Here is a 17,142-nt window from a genome sequence, read left to right as displayed (position 1 = left end):
ACGCAGCCGCAACCGGGCCTGGATTCTCGGACTGATGGTCGCCTCGGTCGGCCACCCGGGCTGGGCGCAGGATGCTACGTCCAACATGCTGCTGGAACAGGGCCGCTACTGGCAAACGCATGACAAGCCCGATCTGGCCGCGCAGTCCTGGTCGAAACTGCTGCTGAGCGACCCGAAGCAGCCCGAGGCGCTGTATGGGATGGGCACGATCGCCGTCGGCAAGCAGCAGTTCGCGGCGGCGAACGGGTATCTGGCCAGACTTCGTGCGGCCGCGCCGGGCAGCCGCTTCGTGCCGCTGCTCGAGCAGAGCTTGCGCCTCGCGGTCGAACCGGGTAAGTCCACCTTCGCCAAGGCGCGCCAGATGGCGCAAGACGCCGTCAACCAGAAGGATCAGGCCGCGTTGTTGGCGGCCATAGCCGAATACAACAAGGCCTTGGGCGGTAAAGCGCCGCAGGGCAGTGTGGCGCGAGAGTATTACAGCTACCTGGGCTATACGGATGGCGGTGTGGATCAGGCCATCCAGGGCCTCGAGCGCCTGAATGCCGAGACGCCGAACGATCCGAACACCATGTTGCCGCTGGCCCAGCATATGGTGCGCGACGAACAGGATCGCGCGGCGGGTGTCGCCCTTCTGGAAAAGCTTGCCGCTCGTCCGGACATCGGCGGCGAAGCGACGGAAGTCTGGCGCTCCGTGCTGACCTGGGTCACGCCCACGCCGAAAAACAGATCGTGGTTTGAAGACTATCTGAAGCTGCATCCGGACGACGACGAAATACGCCATCAGATGCTGGCGCCGCATCCGCTCGCACCGGCCGGTCCGGTCGTGGATGCACGATTGACACGCGGTTTCGCCGCGTTCAAGTCAGGCGACATCACCACGGCCGAGCAGTCCTTTTCCGCTGTGCTGCGTGACAAACCCGACAGCACGGATGCGCTGGGGGGACTGGGCCTCGTGCGCATGCAGCAAGGCGACCTGGCGCAGGCGCAGACGCTGCTGTCGCGGGCGGTGTCGCGTCCGGGCGCGGGTGCGAACTGGGCCAAGGCCCTCAATTCCGCGCGCTACTGGCTGCTGGTGAACCAGGCCGAGGGCGCGCAAAACGTGGGCGACTTCGCCGCCGCGCGACGCGAACTCGATCGGGCGCTGCGGCTGGATCCAGCCGAGCCGGGCGGGCGCAATGCGTCGGCCCGGTTGGATGCGGCGCAGGGCGATCTGACGCGTGCTGAAAAGGGCTACCGCGACGTGCTGGCGACAAGCCCCGATAACCGCGAGGCGGCGAGCGGCCTCATCGATATCCTGGCGCAGACGGGACGCGCCGATGAGGCCCAGAAGTTGATCGACGGCATGTCACCCGGGCAGAAGGCCGGCATCGGCGGACTAGATCGGCTGCGCGCCGCCGTCGCCGCCGCTCGGGCCGATGCAGCCGCGCAGCGTGGCGATCTGAGCGCGGCCCGGCACATTCTGGAAGACGCCCAGCGCAGCGCGCCCGACAACCCGTGGATTCGTCTGGAACTGGCGCGCTACGAGCTCGAACAGGGTCATGCCGACGAAGCGAAGCAACTCGTCGACGGCCTGCTCGTCACGAACCCGGACAATCCCGAAGCGCTCTATGCGAGCGCGCTGCTGGCCATGCAGATGGGCGACTGGACGCGCGCGCAGGACACGATGACGCGCATCTCCACCGCCTCGCGCACGCCGAACATGGTTGCGACGGCGCAGCAGATCGATTTTCAGATGGTCGTGGCGCAAGCCTCGCAAACGGCGCTCGAAGGCAATCTGGAGGATGCGCGCAGTATGCTGGCGCGGCTCGAACCCGCGGCGGGTCAAGACCCGGCCAAGGTGGGCGCGTTGGCGCAGGCGTATGTCGACGCGGGCAACACGCCGCGCGCCATGAGCCTGATGCACGGGCTGATGCCTAACGGTCTGAAGGGCAGCGGCCCGGATGTGCAACTGGCTTATCTGGGCCTGTTGCTCAAGACCGGCCAGTATGTCCAGGCCGGGCTCGCGATGCGCGAGTTGCACGGCCAGACGCTGACCGCGGACCAGCGCCGGCAACTGGACGAACTGAACTACCTCTACACCGTGCGACTGGCTGACCAGCAACGTCAGCAAGGCGACCTCGCGCAGGCCTACGACACGCTGGCGCCGATCCTCGCGAAGCGGCCCAACGACAGCCTCGCCACGGCCGCGCTCGCGCGCATGTACGCCGCCGATGACAAGTATGACCAGGCACTGTCGCTTTACCAGAAGGCGCTCGTCAACGACCCCAACAATCCGGGTTTGCAACTGGGCGTCGCGATGGCGGCAGTGCAGGCCGGCAAGAACAGCGTTGCCGATGCGGCATTGAAAGAGGCCGTTGCGAAGGCGCCCAACGATCCCGACGTGCTGGCCGGCGCCGCGCGCATTTATGTCATGCAGGGCAAAACCCGCGAAGCGCAGTCGCTGCTGGAATCCGCCATTGCCGCCAAGGAAAAGCGGCTCGGCGTGCAGGCGCAAGACGTCCACGTGGCGGGCAATCCCTTTGTCCACCACGACGACGCTCACCGTCGTCAGGTCCGCCACCGTCTCCTGCCCGCTGCCGAAACGTTCGCCCCGCAACCCGCGGCGCCGGATAGCGTGCCGGCGAACCAGAAGCCTGGTTTCGGGCCCGCCGCTGCTCCGGCTGCTCCGGCTGCTACCGCGGCGAGCGCGACTGCCTCGACCGTGACATCCACGGCTGTGCGCGAGCGCTCGTCCTCTGGCCCATCCGCTCTGCCAACCGTGGCGGGCACGCCGGTCGGCGGCCTGGCGCCGCAAGACACGGTCGCGGTGAGCGAGCCTCAGGACGGTTCGCCGTCGCTCGAGGAAATGCGTAATGAACTCAGCGACCTCCGAGCGCAGCGTTCACCGGAAGTCAGGGGTGGGCTGTTCGTCTCGTCGAACAACGCAGCACCCGGTACGGGTCAGTTGACGAGCGTGCAGCAAGCTCTGGAAGGGGTACTGCCGGTCGACAACGGCAAGCTTTCCATTCGCGTGACGCCGGTTGAACTCGAGGGCGGCACGTTGGGTACCGACGTCTTCAGCGCCAGTCAGTTCGGCGGCGGCCCGGCCGCCACCCGGGCGCAGCAGGCCGGCAAGGTCGCCGCACCGGGCAAACAGACCGCCTACGGCGTCGGTCTGGGTCTCGGTTACGAGACTGGGAACTGGATGGCCGACATCGGCACCACGCCTTTGGGTTTCAAGTACACCAATGTCGTTGGCGGCGTGATGTTCAGGAACTCCATCGATGCCGGGCAGGGCAGTTGGTTCAACGTGGGCGTATCGCGCCGCGCCGTGACGGACAGCATCACGTCTTTTGCCGGCTCGACCGATTCGCGATCGGGCTTGAGCTGGGGTGGCGTGACTGCCACCGGCGTGCATGGTGCGATCGGCCTCGACAATCAGGACTACGGCGTCTACGGCTACGGTTCCGCGAAATACCTGGACGGTCATAACGTCCAGTCCAACGTCGGCGCCGAGGTCGGCGCCGGGACGTACTGGTACCTGCTGCGCACGGAAAACAGCATGCTGAGCGCGGGCGTGAACCTGAGCGGCATGATCTACGACCACAACCAAAACAACTTCACCTACGGCAACGGCGGCTACTTCAGCCCGCAGCGGTTCTATGCGTTCAACCTGCCGCTCACGTGGGCGCAGCGTTCGGAGCGCTGGACCTACAAGCTGCAAGGGGCCGTCGGTGTGCAGTACTACCACCAGGCCGGCTCGGCGTATTTCCCGACCGACAGCGGGTTGCAGGCCGCAGCAGTGTCAGCGGCTTCGACGATTGGCCTCGCCGACGGCGCGATCCATCCCGACCAGTCCTCGACCGGCTTCGGCTACAACCTGCTGGCCACGGCCGAATACCGCTTCACCAATCATCTGACTGGCGGAGCCTCGGTGGGCGCCAACAACGCGTCCAGCTACCGGCAGTGGGCGGCGGGCCTGTATCTGCGCTATACCCTTGCGCCACAGACGAAGGCGCTCGATATGCCGGTCATCCCTTACCAGTCGCATTACAGCGATCAGTAGCCCGCCATACCGATCGATCGGACATTGATTATTTTTCAGGAGTCGAAGAGTCATGCTTGCTTCCGTACTTGCTGGTCTCAGCATTCTCATAGTCGGCGATAGCCATCTGAGCGAACCCGGTTATCTCATCGATACGTTGCAGGATCAGTTGATCGCCGCTGGCGCGCAGGTGCATACCTACAGCGTCTGCGGCAGTATTCCCGGCGATTGGGTGAAGTCCGTGCCCGGCACATGCGGTGGCGCCGAGCGTAACGGCAAGGCGCCCCTGGTCATCGACCACAACGCGAGGACCCAACCCGTCGATCAATTGATCGCCGCGAACAAGGCCAAGCTCGTCATCATCGTCCAGGGCGACACGATCGGCGGATACGCCAAGGACGATTTCCCGAAGGCCTGGGCCTGGCAGCAGGTCACGGCGCTGACGCAAGACCTGGCCGCCAACAAGACGGCTTGCGTCTGGGTAGGGCCGGTCTGGGGCACCGAGGGCGGCAAGTATCAGAAGAGCTTCGCCCGTGTGAAGCAGCTGTCGTCTTTCCTTGCCGCCAATGTCGCGCCGTGTCAGTACATCGACTCGCTCACGTTTTCCAGGCCGGGCGAATGGGCGACGGTCGATGGTCAGCATTTGACGACGACCGGCTACAAGTACTGGGGCACGGACATCATGAAGGCACTGGTCAAGCTGCCTGTTGTTCCGCAGAAATGACGCACCGGGCTTCGAGCCGCGCCTGCCCAGGTTTCCCATTTGAGAAAAGAATGAAAAATTTCCTCTCCTCCCTGTTGTTGTCCGGCTTTGCTCTGTCCGGTCTCGGTTTGTCCGTGCAGCCGGCCATGGCCGCAGAAATTCCGCTATACCCGACCGGTCCCGCGGAGGACTCGTCGTTCGTGCGTTTTGTCGATGGCGGTTCGGGTCCGGTCGACGTGAGCGCGGTGGGGTCGAAAGCGCGTCTGACGCTCGACGCCGCGAACCCGGCCACTCACTTCCTTCCGATCGCCGCCGGCAAACCGGTGGCCGGCACACTGAGAGCCGGTAGCGCGCACCAGGACGTATCGGCGACGGTGCAGCCTGGCGAGTTCGTCAGCATCGTTGCGCTCGATGGCGCGGATAAAGCGGGTGGCCTGCATACGGTGACGGTCCGTGAAAAACCCGACGACTTCAATGCGCTCAAAGCTTCGGTGGCTTTCTACAACCTCGACGCCGGCTGCGCGACACCCACGCTGAAAGTGCCGGGTCGCGACATCGTGCTGCTCGACGGCGTGGCTGTGGGACAAGCCAGGCGGCGCCAGGTAAACCCGGTCGCCCTCTCGGTGCAGCTGGTCTGCGGCGGCCAGCCTGTGGGGCAGCCGCTCAGCCTGGGTACGCTCGCGGCGGGGCAGCGTTATACGGTGTTGCTCGTGCCGGGCGGGGCGCATTCGCGCATCTTCATGGCGAACGACGCGCTGAGCCACTGATCGCATTTGCGGCTCCTCCTTGAAAGCGACGCCGCTCATCGCCGATTTCCGGCTGTTCCCCGTTTGTCATCCGGTTACGACGGGCAGAGCGGGGTTCGGTGTGTTTCGCGATGGCGCGTCGGTCCAGATATCTTTTTCGATTGAGAACGATGCATGGTTTTCGCGTCCCTCGAATTCCTGACGCTGTTTCTGCCGGCCTTTCTGGCGATCTACGTCGCGTTGCCCGCGCGTTGGCGCAATGGCGTGCTGCTGTTTTGCAGCTGGCTTTTCTACGGCTGGTGGAGCCCGGTCTTTCTGCTGCTGTTCATCGCGCTGACCTTCTGGGGCTGGTTCGGCGGCATGGTCATAGACAGGGCGCCGAGCCAGCGGGCACGCGGTGGCTGGCTGGCCGTGTTCATCGTCGTCAACGTCCTGATATTGGGCTGGTACAAGTACGCCAACATCGTGGTCGATAGTCTCGACAGTGTGCTGGGGGCAGGCCATGCAGGGTCCATCCCCTGGCGACACGTCGTGCTGCCCATCGGGCTTTCGTTCATCGTGCTGCAATCCATCTCCTATCTGATCGACGTGCAGCGCGGCACGGTGGCGGCCGATCGCAGCATGATCCGTTACGGCGCCTATCAGGGGATGTTCGTGCATCTGATCGCGGGGCCGATCATTCGCTATGCGTGGGTGAGGCGCGAGCTGGTGTCGCGCGAGGTCGACTGGGACGGTTTTGCAGCCGGCGCAAGGCGGCTCATGGTGGGCATGAGCATGAAGGTGCTGGTGGCCGACACACTCTCGCCGATGGTCGACGCGATCTTCTCGTTGCACGCGCCCACGCTGGCCGACGCCTGGCTGGGCTGCGGTTTCTACACGCTGCAGTTGTTCTTCGATTTCGCGGGCTACAGTGCCATGGCCATCGGCTTGGGGCAGATGCTGGGCTTTCGCTTTCCCGAGAACTTCAACCACCCGTACCTTGCCAGCAGCATTCAGGATTTCTGGCGCCGTTGGCACCTGTCGTTGTCGAGCTGGATACGCGATTACCTGTACATCCCGCTAGGCGGCAACCGCCACGGTGAGTGGCAAGCCTGCCGCAATCTGTTGCTGACCATGGCGATCGCCGGCCTGTGGCACGGCGGCGATAGCTGGAACTTCCTGCTGTGGGGCCTCGCTCATGGCATCGCCCTGATGGTCGCGCGCCTCTGGCGCCGGTTCGATATGCCGACCATGCCGTCCTGGTTATCGCACGTGCTGACGCTGGTTTTCGTCATGCTCGCGTGGACACTGTTTCGCGCGGCGGGTTCCCATGCCGCGCTCGCCATGTATCGCGGCCAGTTCGGTTTGAATGGCATCGGCCTGAGCGACGCGACGCTCGTGCTGCTGCGGCCCGTGCACGCTCTGGCTGCCGGGTTGGGCATCGTGTGCGTGCTGCTGCCGCTCTGGCAACAGCGTTGGGATCGCCTTCCCGACACGGCGCTGCGGCAGCTATGGCAGGCGGGGTGGCCGCTCGCGGGTTTTCTGTTGTCGTTCGGTCTGATCGTCGCGCGCGGCGCGGTGCCTTTCCTCTACTTCCAGTTCTGACGCCATGGAAGATCCCAAGCCGCTACCTCAATTACCCGCCTCGCGCGCCAGCAAGATCGCTGCCGTCATCCTGATGATCTTCCTGTTCGCGGGCCTGCTTTCCAATCTCAGGTTCGCGTCGACGACCGAATCGGTGTTGCCTCATGCCGTGACCCGGGCCGGCATTCTGGACGGTGCGGTATCGAAAGAACTCGCCAATCGCATGGCCGATACGCCGATCGCCGCCGACGCGGCGCGCGCGCAGCGTGCGCTGGGCTGGCTGACGCTGCACGATCTGGGGCCGCGCGTGCGGCAGGGCTGCCCGGGCTGGTTGTTCCTGCGCGACGAACTCAGCGTGTATGCCGATAGCGACAGTCATCTCGCCACGCGCGCGGACACGGTGGCCGCCGTGCGGCGCGAGCTGGCGAGGCACGGTATCGCGTTGCTGGTCGTCGTGGTGCCCGACAAGTCGCGTATCGAGCCGCAGCATCTGTGCAGTCTGTATCGTCCGGTTTCGTTGGGTGCGCGTCTCGCTGACTGGACCTCGCGTCTGACCGCTGACGGCGTGCAGGTGCTGGATCTCAGTGCGGCGCTGCGTGGCGCGCCGGGCGGCGCTTTTTTTCGGACTGACACACACTGGACCGAGGACGGCGCGGGAGCAGCGGCGCAGGCCGTGGCGCAGCGCATCCGTGCGATGGGGGTTCCGCTGGGTTCGAGTAAGCCCGACTATCGCGTCACAGACAAGCCTCCCGGCCGGCGGCCCGGCGATCTCGTGCGTCTGGCCGGCCTGGATGATTTGCCGCCGTCCTGGCAGCCGAGGCCTGAGATGGCGGCCAGCCGTGACTACATTCCTCAGGCTCAGGCGGCCGCGTCAGCCGACGATCTGTTCGGCGATGCCGATCTGCCTGGCATCGCCGTGATCGGCACTTCTTATTCGACGACGTCCGATTTCGTGCCTCAGCTCGCTTTGGCACTCGGAACAGGCGTGGGTAATTTCGCACGCGAGGGCGGCAAGTTCGGCGGCTCGGCGCGCGCCTATTTCGCGAGTCCGGCTTATGCTCAGACACCGCCCAGGCTCGTCGTTTGGGAATTGGACGAACGGGATCTGCAGTCGCCGCTCGAAGCGGAAGATACGGTCGTCGTGCCGAAATCCAGCGCCATAGACTCACGGACTCCGCATGTCGAAGCCAGCACACTTTAACTGCCATAGCTTGATGGCGATGATGCTAGGGGCGGGCGCGCTGCTCTACGCCGATCTGCCCATGGCTGCGCCGCTGCCGGTGATCATTACGGTGGATGCCGCGGCCAACCGGCACCCAATCAGCCCGCTCATCTATGGCTTGAACTTCGGGACGGCGGAAATCCTGCGGGATCTGCGCGTGCCGATCAACCGCTCGGGCGGCAACACCGCTTCGGCTTACAACTGGCGGCTCGACGCTCACAACACGGGCCAGGACTGGTTTTTCGAAAGCCTGCCGACCGATCCAAAAGACATCTACCAATATAACGACCGTTTCGCGGCGCTTACCCGTGACGGACACGCTTTACCGATGCTGACCATCCCGATGATGGGCAGGGTAGCGCGACTCGATAAGGACGGTAAGCCGCTCGTCAGTTTTTCGGTCAACAGGTACGGCAAGCAGCAGAGTGTCGACGCTCACGGTTTGTCTGACGCGGGCAACGGCATCGCACCCGACGGCACCCCTATCAGGAACGACCCGGACGATGCTTCGTTGCTGGACGATCCGCAGAGCCAGCAGGAGCGCGTCAGGCAACTCATGCGTGGATCCGGTAGTGCCGGCTCGGACGGTGTGCATTACTACCTGATGGACAATGAGCCGAGTCTGTGGCAACTCAACCATCGCGACATGCATCCCATCGGCGCCCATGCCAGCGAGGTAGCGAACAAGGTGATCGCCTATTCGCACGCCGTGAAGGCGGCAGACCCAGGCGCGCGGGTCGTGGCACCGGAAGAGTGGGGTTGGACCGGGTATCGCTTTAGCGGCTTCGATCAGCAGTACTTCGCCGCGCACGGTCAGGGCAATCCGCCGGACAGGGAAAACGAAACGCGAGGCATGGATTACGTCCCATGGCTGCTCACGCAATGGAAGCAGGCCGGCCGCCCTGTCGACGTTTTCAGCCTGCACTTTTACCCGCAGGGCGGAGAATTCAAGGAAAACCAGAATGCGGCCACGGCTGAAACGCCTGCCATTGAACTCGCCCGTAACCGCTCCACGCGCGACCTGTGGGATACGAGCTACAAGGATCCGACCTGGATCAACAGCGTGGTGGCCCTGATTCCGTTGATGCGGCGGTGGGTCGACAGCTATTACTACGCGGGTACGCCGATCGCGCTGACGGAATACAGTTGGGGCGGCGATACGACCATGAACGGCGCCACGGCCCAGGCCGACGTGCTGGGCATCTTTGGCCGGGAAGGGTTGGACATTGCCACGCGCTGGGGCACATTGAATCGGGACATGCCGGTCTACAAGGCGATCAAGCTCTATCGCAACTACGATGGCCAGGGCTCGGGCTTTGGCACCACCAGCATCGCCGACACGCAGCCCGACCCGGATCGGGTCTCGTCTTTTGCCGCCGTGCGTGATCACGACCGCGTCATGACCATCGTGGTGATCAACAAGCAGCTTGATCAACCGGCTGACGCCACAATTGCGATCAACAACTTTGATGTGACTCAAGGCAAAGCCCAGACCTGGCAACTCATGGACAATGCCATATCCCGTCTGCACGACACCGACTATGCGAGCGGCCAATTGCACCTTACTCTGCCGCCGAAAACCGTAACCTTGCTGGTTTTGCACGGCGCGGGCCGGCAATGACTCCGTTGCTCGCATGCTGAATTCTGCGTGTTCGGCAAACGCTCAATGATCGTCCGCGACGCGGCACGCGTGATCGAGCAGCCCTTCGGCCGTGCCGCTGCCGCCTTCGATGTCGATGCCGCTGTTGACGATCAGCCAGCCATCGCGAGCCGCGGACGGTCCCGCGCCGGTAACCAGGATGGTTTGGGTGGCCATCGTCGCCGGATCAGGATTGTCGCGGGCGACGATCCGGAACGGGTTGTCGGCGCCGCTCAGCGAGTTCACCCGCATGATCCTGTAGCGCTCGCCATCGAGCGTCTGCCAACGCCACTCGCCGGGCGTGTCGTGAGCGTGATCGGCGAGCGCGGCGCTGACTTCACGCCGCATGCAGTCGATGTGGATATGCAGCTGGTTTTGCGAGCGACGAGATTCGGAGTTGATTTCGAGGCCGAGCTGATCGTCGGGCAACTCGCGTTTGACCGCTTGCTGCACGTAATGACGCGAATCCCACGCGTCACGCCAGTAGTCCTTCGCATCGGGCGCGAGGATCAGCGGACTTTCGATGCCGGTGATGCGATTGGTCGGCATCAGCAGAAACTGCGAGCGGCCGAGAATGTCCTTCAGGACGACGTAGCGTTTGTCGAGATCGACGAGCGTGCATTGACCCGGTGTGCCCGTGGCCTGCTGCGACGGCACGCAGCGGATGTCGACGATCTTCCACAGCGCGTTGGAATCGACCGTCGCGAGGCGCGCGCAGGCGCTGGCGGCGAAAGCGACCGCGAGCACCGCGCTCAAGTGAACGACGCGGCGTACGAGGCCGCGAAATGAGAGGGCGGTGGCGGGGTTCGTCATCGTCGCTTAGGGGGAGGTTCGGGCGGGCAAAGCGTCGGAATGCGGGCTGCAACGCGCAGGCATTGAAGCACAAATCTGATGGCGCGCATGTGAAACACGGGCTTCAAAGCACCGGCGCGGGCAACGTTCCCAGTACCTGTTCGAACGCGACACCGATGGCCAGCAGGCGCCTGTCCGAGCCGAGCGGTCCATCGAGTTCGAGGCCGACCGGCAGCCCGCTCGCGCTGATACCCGCCGGCAGCGACAGCCCCGGAATGCCGGATGTGCTGGCCGGGTCGGTATTACGCAGGAACGCTTCCATCGTATCGATCGGTGGACCGCCGTCGATCGTGACCGTCGACGAGCCGTTCAGATCGTCGATCGGTACCGCGACGAGCCGCGTCGTCGGAAACAGCAACGCGTCGAGACCGTCGTTCGCGAACGTCGCGGCGACGTAGTTCCGCAGCCGCGGTCGCCAGTAGTTGAGCGCCGCCGAGTAGTGCGAGCCGAGCACGTCGGCGAGCACGTCGTCGTAGATCGCGCGCACATCCGGGCTCGCGATGCGCACGGCCAGTGCGGCGACGGTTTGCACCGGCGCCCGATTCGCGACCAACCACGCGAGCACGTCGTCGCGCGCTTCGTGAATGGCGAGCGGAGCGCCGACCATCCCGTTCAGATACTCCAACTCACTCATCGCGACCGGCACGAACGTGACGCCCGCCGCTTCGAGCTTTTGCAGTGCGGCGCGCGCGACGTCCTCGACCTGTCGCTCGAGAGCATCCCACAGCGGCGCGGGCAAGCCGATGCGCAAGCCATCGAGCGCAATCGCAGGCAGCGCGCCGTCGCCGGTGATCACGCCGTCGAGCAGCGCCAGGTCGGCGACGCTGCGTGCCATCGGCCCGACGGTATCGCGCGTATGGCTGATCGGCACCACCGCGTTGGGGTCGTGATAGCGCCGCTCGGCACCGCCATTGCCGACCGATGGACGCAAGCCCGCGGTGCCGGTCAGCGCGGCCGGGATGCGGGTCGAGCCGCCGGTGTCGGTGCCGAGTCCGGCGGGCGCGATGCGCGCGGCGATCGCCACCGCGGTGCCGCCCGACGAGCCGCCCGGTATCAGCGACGGATCGTACGGATTGCGCACCGGCCCCGCGTGCGCGGACAGGTTGGTACTCGTGATGCCGAACGCGAGTTCGTGCATGTTGGCCTTGCCGAGCACGATCGCGCCCGCGTCGACGAGGCGTTGCACCGATGGGGCGTTGGTATTCGGCACGAAGCCCGCGAGCGCGGGCGTGCCGGCCGTCGTCGGTAGACCTGCGGTGTTGATGTTGTCCTTGACGACGATCGGCAAACCGGCGAGCGGCAGACGTGCCCGCTCGGCCGGCGGCAATGCGTCGATGCGCTGCGCCGCGGCGAGCGCGCCGTCGAAGTCGAGCGTGGTGAGCGCATTCAGGTGCGTGAGCGCGGCGGCGCGCGCGAGCAGGGTGGCGACGTAGTCGGCGGCTTTGAGGCGGCCCGATTGCAGCGCCTCGACCGCTTGTGTCGCGCTGAGCGCGAGCTGTGCGTCGACGGTCCATGTCATGACCGGCGTCTCCGTATCGATGGGTGCGTCGCGGGCGGCGCGAGTTTCGACTGCATCCGTCGAAGTAGCGGACAGGTCACGCGGGCAGACAGCGAACGCAAGGGTTCACCTATTCTGGCACATCCGCCTCAAACCCGATGCCGGGCGATGCGCAATGCTTGCCGTGCTCGCTGTCATCGACCTCGATGCGCTCCGGGATCGCCTTATTGGTGATTATCGATCCACCTACGCCCCCAGTCCGACGCGTAGGCGAGCGCATGCTCTTCGTCGAAGAAGTAGTCGAGCGCGTCGAACGAATAAGCCTTGCGCGTATTCTCGTCGCGCTGCTCGATCGTCAGATTGGCGGCGAATAATCCGTTGGGGAGCAGTTGCGTTGCCGCTTCGACCTCGTAGCCCTTGTAGCGGATGTGTGAGTTCATGATCTTGACTTGTCTGTGTGCCCGCGAATGTCGTGCGGAATACCAATGCGTGCGGCGCGGCCCTGTCGTTGCCGTAGGTGAGTGAAGCGGCGGGCAGGTCAAGCGTAGGGCGCGCTGCGCAGCGGTTGAACCAATCTTTCGTCGAAAGCAAATCAGCGCGGGGCCGCAGTGGCAATCAGAAGCCCGGATTGGATCGAAGTCGCTGTGTCCGGTGACTCTATTCGCGTGGAGGCACGGTGTCTGTTATGTGGCGCACGGTCGCTCGGCGCAAAGCGTGGCGCCGCGCGCGATTGCGGCGGCGTCACGTGCCCGGGGAGTATTCAGACCGCGTGCAGGACGCGCGCGGGACGACCGTCAGCGGCGATGGAGGCGGCGGGGCTCGGTGTCCTTAGGCATGGGACTCGGCCTCGCTACGCAAGTGGTGGGGCCTTTTCTTCGTGGGCCGTTGGAGGACGATCTGCCGCCGTGCCATCGCGGCAATGCCGGCATGCGCGTGCTTGCGCGGAGGCCGGGTCACGATGACACCGCTTTTAGCATGCTACGATGCCCGCAGTGATTTTTCGCGAGATCGAGTCCAGCATGGCAACCCTGTATGAGACGCTCGGCGTGCCCGCGCACGCCACCGACGACGAAATCAAGCGGGCCTACCGGAAAGCCGCGATGAAGTGGCATCCGGACCGCAACCACGGTGCCGAGGACGTGGCGCGCGCGGCGTTCCAGGAAATCAAGGACGCGTACGCGATCCTGTCCGATGCCGAGCAGCGCAACGTCTACGACGCGGTCTACACCGAGCAGATGCGCGAGTGGGAGGCGCAGCACACGCGTCGGCAACGCGCGCAGGCGAAGCGCGAGGCAGCGGCCCGCGCGGCCGACGAAGCCGGGTATGCCGAGATGGTGTCGATCGCGATCCGCTTCGCCGACCAGGGCCACAATCGCGACGTGCTGTTCGGCGTGCTGCTCGGGCGGCAATGCGAACCGCAGCGCGCCGCGCAGATCGCCGACAGCGTCGCGGCGTTGCAGGCCGCACGCCGCGACGAGGCGGACGCCGCGCAAAACGCCCAGCGCGCGGGAAAGACCGCGAAGAGCGCGCAAGCGGCGCAAGCCGAGGCGTCCGAGCCCGAACTGGCGGACCGCGCGCAAGACACCGGCGCGGCCTCGCAAACCGCCCCTCACGACACGCAGCCTTCCAGACGCGAGAACCATGCGAAGCGCGACGAAACCGTCAGCGACATGCATCCGGCCGGCGCGCTCGGCAACCTGTGGTTTCAGTTCCTCAACAGCCTGAAGTTCTGACCCGCCGCCGACGGCGACCGGGCCAGGCCCATCATGCCGGACCGGCGGGCCGGCGGCAGCGTCGGTTGATCTGGCAAATATTGACAGGGTGCTGAAACAGGGGGCCGGACACTGGTACACTGCCCATCGTTCGCAAAGTTGTGCTCTGTGCCCGTGAGTCGAGATACCTGGTGCGAATCCCGAGGCGCAAATAATAAAGACGCCGTAGTTTCACGGGGGCGCAAGACTGGAGCGGCACAATTCCGCCCAGAGGCCAATAAAAAACATCGGTACGGGGTAAGCGTGTCCAGAAAATATAAGGTGTTGTTTCTCTGCCGCGATAATTCGATCCGCAGCATCATTGCCGAAGCTTTACTGCGCGAACTGGCGGGGCACCGGTTCGACGCGTTCAGCGCGGGCCCTGAACCGGCCGCGCGCCTTCATCCACTCGCGGTCGCGCAATTGCGGCCCGGCATTTCCGGGCGCGCGGTGCTGAGCCCTAAAAGCTGGCTCGAATTCACCGGCGAATGGGCGCCGCGCATGGATATCGTGATCGCGCTCGACGAATTCGTCGGCGGACTGCACGCGCCGGTATTTCCCGGCGCACCGGCGTTCGTCTATTGGACCATTACCGATCCGCTCGCGGGCGGCCACGGCTGCGCTGACGAGCAGGCCTGTCTTTTCGACAAGACCTTCTGGCAGATCGTGCGGCAGGTCAGCGCGCTTATCGAGCTGCCGCAATATGCGCAGCCTGCCTCGAATCACGCGAATCTCGTCGATGCGGCGGATGCGGGGAATGCGGTGAATGCCGTAAATGTGACAAGCGGTGGCGCAAAAACGGTGCGTGGCACGGCGGTTCGTTTCGAAGCCGCAGCCATTGTGCCCGCGCCTTCGAGCGCGGCGTCCTGCACCTAGCGGTTATTCGGGCGCCCGAGCCGCGTGCCGGCGAACGGGTCATTCGACCAGTCCACCTGTTTTTTCGGTTGGGGCGCGGGCGCCGGTTTTGCGGCCAATTCGAAATGCTCAATGCTCTGGCCGGCACTAATAGCCTGCTTCAACCATTGCGGCATTTCGCCATTGCCGTCCCAGCTGTCTCCGGTCGCATTGCGATAGCGCTCAGCCTTTTTGGCCAATGACTCGGTCGCCAGCGCTGCGGCAAGGTCTTCTGGTCTGATACCAAACTCTTCCATACGATGGCGGAGATAGGCAATCATGCTATCTCGCTTCCTTTCGTCCATAGGATATTCGTCCTTCTAAAACGTGCAGCGTGCTGTCGAAGACAGATTGCGGGGAAAAAGCTGCGAAGCATCGAGCCCGACTGAATGGGGCCGCCCCGCGGGGGGGTGTCGATTGACGGAAATGCCATGTGCCGGGTTAAAAAACGTTGCTCCCTGAATTGCAATACGGCCTCGGACAAAGACGGCCGCTGGAACAACCGACCCTCGAACCGAGAGTCTCGATCAGCAAATATTTCAGCATGTCGCAACGCGACGAACGAGGCCGGTAAGCCTGACGTTCGCTATGAAAAACTCTGTGTCTCGATGCAATGATTGCGAATGGATGGAGTCATTCCACGCTGTCCGCCTTTCATCGGACTTTCGTCGACGTGCGGGTTCGCTTTTTGTGCGTTGTAGCAACATGATAGCGCAATGCGCGAGCAAAGCACGCTTAGTTCACGTTGAATTTGTCGGTGAATGCGGTTTATCGAACGGTGTGGACGATTGGCGACACTGCTGGAAGCTCCTGGATTGAATTCCGAGGTGCGCGAACTATAAAAGAAGGACGACAAGCTGCGAATGCAGACTTACAGCCGCCTTGTGCGCGCCGATTCCGCCGACGCTCGGGAACGCGTCGAGTATCGGGTGCAAGCGCGGTAATTCTTCATCTGTTTAGTTCGGTGACCCGTCGCAGCAGTAGCGCATTGGCATCGACCCGTTCCTCGGCCAGATTGGGCAGGTTGGCTGTTCGCGGATCAATTCTTGTGGAGGACGAACACTGCTGCGCCGGATTCGAGGAGTCCGGAAATGAGAGTACGTATATTGTTGATTGCCGCGACCGCAGTTCTGTTTCTCGCGCCGAGAACGGCCATCGCCGAGGAGTTGAGCGGCCAGGCGGAGCACGCCGTGTCGGGTCGCGCGATCATGGAGCACGATGCGGACGAATCGGCGCAGGCGACGACCGACATGTCGTTCGGTCAGAACTGGGACCCGCGTGAGCAGGGCATACGCAACGCGTCGTATGGTGGTGTTCCGGCGGGCGAGTCGCAAGCGGGAGGCCGGCGCAGCCAGTCATGCTCGTTCAGCACGGAGTGCAAGACTTATTTCGGTCAATGACCAGAGTTCGCGAGCGGCAGTGGGGCGCCAGGAACGACCCCGGATCGCGAGGCAACGAACAGGTGCCGAGCGCTGCCGCCGCCGCCTTTCACGCGCTTGGTCGAAAGCGCATGCCATTTCACGCGAATGCCAATTCCCGCTGGGCATCAGCGCAGCGCCTCGCCGAGGCGAGCGACGATATCGCGTCGCGCAGCGATGCGTAATCGCTTCAGTATCATCCATTAAGGGTTTGTGCGGAGTCGTTCGGCGATTGCCAATCTGCCGCGCGCCCACCGCTTTTCAATGCATATCGAATGCGCCGATTCGACTGTTGTCAGGCAACCGGACAGAGTCAGAGCGAGGACGGCGTCGCCGGGCATCCGAGTTCAGCGAATTGCAGCGATCATATTTTTATGGCAAATGAATCGCCCACCGTCATAAAAGATTTGACGCGGCAAACCCGATTAATCGGGAATGGCGATGCACAGCCACTTGTCTTGCCATTCCTTTGCGCGTTTGCTAGCATCCCCGAAACCGTTTGAAATAGTCATAACGTTCGGCAATTTCCGGACCCGCTCAGGTCGGGTCGCCCGGTAGTCCATCTCGTTGCGAGGAATATGTTATGGCTAGCTCTCTACCCCTCCGCTGACGCTCACGGGAACGCATGTGCAAAGCCGCGCGGCTCCTTGCGCAAGCTCATCCGCCACGACTCCGCATACCGATTGCATCGCATGGAGAAGCACGCGCTTTTCGCGATCAGCTCTCCGGGACAAATCGACGCATTAGAAAGGAACCGCCATTGGTTTCAAAAAGCGTAACCCCGTCCGCTAAAAGCGATTAATAGTCCGTTTTTCTTTTTTATTCGAAGCGA

General features: G+C 63.9%; 13 protein-coding genes. 9 read left to right on the top strand and 4 right to left on the bottom strand.

What is annotated here, in order from left to right; genetic code table 11:
- Positions 1-34: 34 nt before the first annotated feature.
- From HDG37_RS31815 to HDG37_RS31790, 6 genes are all read left to right on the top strand, one after another.
- The gene (locus tag HDG37_RS31815) at positions 35-4,045 is read left to right on the top strand and encodes a cellulose biosynthesis protein BcsC (protein WP_184054593.1); all 4,011 of its coding nucleotides are present in this window, start codon (positions 35-37) and stop codon (positions 4,043-4,045) included.
- 52 nt (positions 4,046-4,097) lie between these two features.
- A complete protein-coding gene (locus HDG37_RS31810; protein ID WP_184054591.1) occupies positions 4,098-4,748 on the top strand; it encodes an SGNH/GDSL hydrolase family protein in 651 nt (216 codons plus the stop codon).
- A gap of 50 nt (positions 4,749-4,798) precedes the next feature.
- Complete coding sequence (locus tag HDG37_RS31805; RefSeq protein WP_184054589.1) at positions 4,799-5,494, top strand: alginate O-acetyltransferase AlgF; 696 nt, start codon at positions 4,799-4,801, stop codon at positions 5,492-5,494.
- Between the two features lie 153 nt (positions 5,495-5,647).
- Entirely contained in the window at positions 5,648-7,057 is a 1,410-nt protein-coding gene (locus HDG37_RS31800; RefSeq protein WP_184054586.1) for an MBOAT family protein, read from the top strand.
- 4 nt (positions 7,058-7,061) lie between these two features.
- Positions 7,062-8,237, top strand: coding sequence for an alginate O-acetyltransferase AlgX-related protein (locus HDG37_RS31795; RefSeq protein WP_184054584.1), 1,176 nt, complete (start codon positions 7,062-7,064; stop codon positions 8,235-8,237).
- Positions 8,215-9,879 carry a glycoside hydrolase family 44 protein gene (locus HDG37_RS31790; protein WP_184054582.1) on the top strand — a complete coding sequence of 555 codons (1,665 nt, stop codon included), beginning with the start codon at positions 8,215-8,217 and terminating at the stop codon, positions 9,877-9,879. The genes HDG37_RS31795 and HDG37_RS31790 overlap by 23 nt, the downstream gene beginning before the upstream one ends.
- Positions 9,880-9,921: 42 nt before the next feature.
- Here HDG37_RS31790 and HDG37_RS31785 read toward each other — a convergent pair whose 3' ends face one another.
- The 3 genes from HDG37_RS31785 to HDG37_RS31775 form a co-directional block, all read right to left on the bottom strand.
- Positions 9,922-10,710 (bottom strand): CDP-diacylglycerol diphosphatase, encoded by a 789-nt coding sequence (locus HDG37_RS31785; RefSeq protein WP_184054580.1) that lies wholly within the window; start codon positions 10,708-10,710, stop codon positions 9,922-9,924.
- A 103-nt stretch (positions 10,711-10,813) separates the two neighbouring features.
- The gene (gene iaaH, locus HDG37_RS31780; protein WP_184054578.1) at positions 10,814-12,268 is read right to left on the bottom strand and encodes an indoleacetamide hydrolase; all 1,455 of its coding nucleotides are present in this window, start codon (positions 12,266-12,268) and stop codon (positions 10,814-10,816) included.
- A gap of 203 nt (positions 12,269-12,471) precedes the next feature.
- Positions 12,472-12,687, bottom strand: a complete 216-nt coding sequence (locus HDG37_RS31775; RefSeq protein WP_184054576.1) for a transcriptional regulator — start codon at positions 12,685-12,687, stop codon at positions 12,472-12,474.
- Positions 12,688-13,266: 579 nt separating this feature from the next.
- On the opposite strand from HDG37_RS31775, the gene HDG37_RS31770 reads away from it, so the two are divergent.
- Both HDG37_RS31770 and HDG37_RS31765 read left to right on the top strand, forming a co-directional pair.
- Positions 13,267-13,980, top strand: a complete 714-nt coding sequence (locus HDG37_RS31770) for a J domain-containing protein (RefSeq protein ID WP_184054574.1) — start codon at positions 13,267-13,269, stop codon at positions 13,978-13,980.
- A 282-nt stretch (positions 13,981-14,262) separates the two neighbouring features.
- Positions 14,263-14,874, top strand: coding sequence for a low molecular weight phosphatase family protein (locus HDG37_RS31765; RefSeq protein WP_184054572.1), 612 nt, complete (start codon positions 14,263-14,265; stop codon positions 14,872-14,874).
- Here the strand turns inward: HDG37_RS31765 and HDG37_RS31760 are convergent.
- The gene (locus HDG37_RS31760; RefSeq protein ID WP_184011295.1) at positions 14,871-15,197 is read right to left on the bottom strand and encodes an H-NS family nucleoid-associated regulatory protein; all 327 of its coding nucleotides are present in this window, start codon (positions 15,195-15,197) and stop codon (positions 14,871-14,873) included. The genes HDG37_RS31765 and HDG37_RS31760 overlap by 4 nt on opposite strands.
- Before the next feature lie 786 nt (positions 15,198-15,983).
- Here HDG37_RS31760 and HDG37_RS31755 point away from each other — a divergent pair.
- Complete coding sequence (locus HDG37_RS31755; RefSeq protein WP_184054570.1) at positions 15,984-16,292, top strand: hypothetical protein; 309 nt, start codon at positions 15,984-15,986, stop codon at positions 16,290-16,292.
- Positions 16,293-17,142: the final 850 nt, after the last annotated feature.

This window comes from Paraburkholderia sp. MM5384-R2, assembly GCF_014201025.1.
Taxonomy (GTDB): Bacteria; Pseudomonadota; Gammaproteobacteria; order Burkholderiales; family Burkholderiaceae; genus Paraburkholderia; species Paraburkholderia tuberum.
This window is presented reverse-complemented; position numbering and strand designations above follow the sequence as displayed.